The following is a 2,724-nucleotide window of genomic DNA, read 5'->3' on the forward strand; positions in this document are numbered from 1 at the left end:
GAGGGACCAATGATCAACAACAAGCCGATGTTCGCGCCGGAGATCGCCGAGCGCCTGGGCATCACCAAGGAGCGGTTCTACCTCAATCGCCAGAAGTACCACATGATCGACAAGATGCCGCGGCCGATGAACTCGACCGGCCGCCCGGCCTACGATCGCGCCAGCATGGAAGCCTGGTTCTCGCGTCACCATCCGCTGCGCCAGCAGCGCCCGGCGAACGACATCACCGCGCCGCTGCAGCCGCACAACGACGAGGAGTGGCGCGACTTCCTCCACAAACACTATGCGCAGCCGGCGGAGTAGCCGGCAGTTCAACCAAGAGGAGACCTAATGGCCTACATCTCTGTGTCGATCGACGTCACGTCAGCAGCTAATCAGATTGAGCCCGATGCCTGGGGCGAACTGTTCAACGCGCTGGGCGAACGGCTCGAAGGCGAGCCCGAGCGCATCGTCGAGCGCATGGGCCGCGACGTCGGCGACGAGCTGGACGACAACGGCAAGGCCTTTCTCAAGGCCTGCCGCGACTACTTCAATGAGCAGTTCCCGGGCGAGTGAGGCTGATGGCACACTGGCTGATTGCGAAAGAGATTGCGGAGGCTGACGCGGCCCGCGCGGAGATCAAGGAGAAGGGCACGTATTGGGCCGGAGACGAGATCTCAACGTTGCGCCGGCGTGTTGCGTCTCTCCGCAAGCAGCTCGACGAGGAACGGGAAAAGTCCCGAGAGCGCACTTGACACAGCCCGGCCGACGTGCCGGGCTTTTCACTTCCGCTAACGGTTGAGGGACCGATGGCAAAAATCGAATTGCCCTATGTGGCGTGGCGGCAGGGGCGGCCGCGTTTCGTGCCGGGCGCCCGCGAGCGCGCGCTAGGCTACAAGGGGCAGGATCTCAAGCATGAGACCGGCGAGTGGTACTCGCTCGACGAGGCACACGCCTTCGCGATCGCCCGGCGCGACGAGATCCGCGCGCAGCGCAAGACCGGCCGCAAGCTGAAGTCGCCGCCGGTGCCGAAGGGCAGGGCCGTTTCGGATTTGTGGGAAACCTACATCAAGAGCGACAAGCACAAGTCGCTCGCCGCCTCCTCCCAAAAAACCTACGGCAAATGGGTGAAGCCGCTCAAGGCCGAGCCGCTTTGGCACGCGCCGGTTGGTAGCGTTGATCCGGTCGTGCTGAAGGGCCTGCACGAGAAGGTCAAGAAGGAGCGCGGCCTGCCGATGGCGAACGGCACGCTTGCGGTCATCTCGGCGATGCTGGCCTGGGGCCGGCTGCACAACTGGTTGCCGCGCGATCGCAACGGGCAACCGATGGCGAACCCGGCAACGAACCTCGATCTGGAAAGCCCGGAGCCGCGACTGCGCGTCGGGACCGATATCGAGATCCGCACGCTGGTCGAGGCGAGCGATCTGGTGGAGATCGACGGCGTGCCGATGAGCGCGATCGGCGACGCCGTGTTGACGGGACTGTTCACGGGTCAGCGCAAGAAGGACATTCTGGAATTCGTGCCGGGTGCGCAATCGTCGACGCGCGTCGAGCTCGTCCAGAGCAAGACCGGTGCGCGGGTCTCGATCCCGATGGCGCCGCGCCTGGTGCAGCGGCTCGCGGCCGGCAAGGTCCGCCGTGCGCAAGCCGACTACCGCGTGGTGCTCAGTAACATTATCGTCAACGAGGGCACGGGCCTCGCCTACAACGGCGGCACCTTCACCGACCACTTCGCTCAGGTCCGCGCCGTGGCTATCGCCGGCGTCGTCGACGAGGAGGCAACGCGCATCGCGCGCGAGATCCACGCCGCCGAGCAGCGCAACACCGAGCCGCCGACCATCTGGAAGCTCGCACCGTGTCCGAGCCTTGCCGGCTTCACGTTCCCGGATCTGCGCGACACCGCCGTCACGTGGTACGCCCGCGCCGGCTCGACCGTGCCGGAGATCGCGTCGATCACCGGCCACTCGCTGGCCTCGATCTACCAGATCCTTAAGCACTACCTCGCGCTCGACGGCGAGCTGGCCGACAACGCAGTCAAAAAGCTGGTCGAGTGGATGGAGCGGGAAGGGCTTGCGGTCTGATCGCCGCGAGCCAACATCAACTCTTGTTTAAGCCGGACTGCTCTTCTAGGAACATGTTCCGCATCGCGGTCCTTATTCTTGCCGCACGCTGATGCGGGAATAATGGGTCAGCTAGCTCTGCTGCTGAATTTCACCCGCCCGGCACCAGCCGGGCCGACAGCAGCAGGGAGGCGGAACCCTGCCGATACCGCGATCGACAGATCTCTATCATCTCGCGCGCCTGTGGATCGAACTCACACGCCAACTTCACAAGGTCTCCGCGCCGGATCTGCAAACCCGGTTCGGATCTCGCGCGAGCTTGCTGCTGATCGGCGGCGCAGTCTATCTCGGAACCGTCGAGGACCGGCCGATGACCGCGATGAAGATCGCCGCCTTCGTCGGCATGCCGCACCCCACCGTCATCCGCCGGCTGCGCGTGCTGTGTCGCTTGGGCACGATCGAGAGAGTTGGCAAGACCTACCGCACGACGGCAAAGCAGCTCGATCGGATCTCGCGCCGTGACCTTGATGCGATGATAAGGCTCGTGCGCCGCGCCAGCGAAGCCCTCTCGCGTTAACCATCGCAGCATTTTCCCGTGCGACTTTTAGGCCGTTCGATTTGGACGCACACGGCGGCGCGACTTCCGCGTGTATGTGCTTTGATAACCATCTAAGGGCGGCGACGC

General features: G+C 64.5%; 5 protein-coding genes. All 5 read left to right on the forward strand.

Annotated features, from left to right (window positions below; translation table 11 throughout):
* A partial coding sequence (locus tag AC629_RS47530) for a hypothetical protein (protein ID WP_168195758.1) occupies positions 1-303 on the forward strand: 303 nt, incomplete at its 5' end.
* A gap of 27 nt (positions 304-330) precedes the next feature.
* Positions 331-555 carry a hypothetical protein gene (locus AC629_RS43760; protein ID WP_084810768.1) on the forward strand — a complete coding sequence of 75 codons (225 nt, stop codon included), beginning with the start codon at positions 331-333 and terminating at the stop codon, positions 553-555.
* 5 nt (positions 556-560) lie between these two features.
* A complete protein-coding gene (locus AC629_RS47535) occupies positions 561-734 on the forward strand; it encodes a hypothetical protein (protein WP_168195759.1) in 174 nt (57 codons plus the stop codon).
* Positions 735-788: 54 nt separating this feature from the next.
* Positions 789-2,060: a site-specific integrase gene (locus tag AC629_RS43770; RefSeq protein WP_084810770.1), complete on the forward strand. Its 1,272-nt coding sequence runs from the start codon at positions 789-791 to the stop codon at positions 2,058-2,060.
* 298 nt (positions 2,061-2,358) lie between these two features.
* Positions 2,359-2,616, forward strand: a complete 258-nt coding sequence (locus tag AC629_RS43775) for a hypothetical protein (RefSeq protein ID WP_084810771.1) — start codon at positions 2,359-2,361, stop codon at positions 2,614-2,616.
* Positions 2,617-2,724 lie beyond the last annotated feature (108 nt).

Source organism: Bradyrhizobium sp. NAS80.1, from assembly GCF_001908205.1.
In the GTDB taxonomy this organism is placed as follows: domain Bacteria; phylum Pseudomonadota; class Alphaproteobacteria; order Rhizobiales; family Xanthobacteraceae; genus Bradyrhizobium.

Excerpts from the sequence above, each read along its gene's own strand:
- AC629_RS43760 (WP_084810768.1), top strand. The coding sequence starts at position 331 with ATGGCCTACATCTCTGTGTCGATCGACGTCACGTCAGCAGCTAATCAG.
- AC629_RS47535 (WP_168195759.1), top strand. The coding sequence starts at position 561 with ATGGCACACTGGCTGATTGCGAAAGAGATTGCGGAGGCTGACGCGGCC.
- AC629_RS43770 (WP_084810770.1), top strand. The coding sequence starts at position 789 with ATGGCAAAAATCGAATTGCCCTATGTGGCGTGGCGGCAGGGGCGGCCG.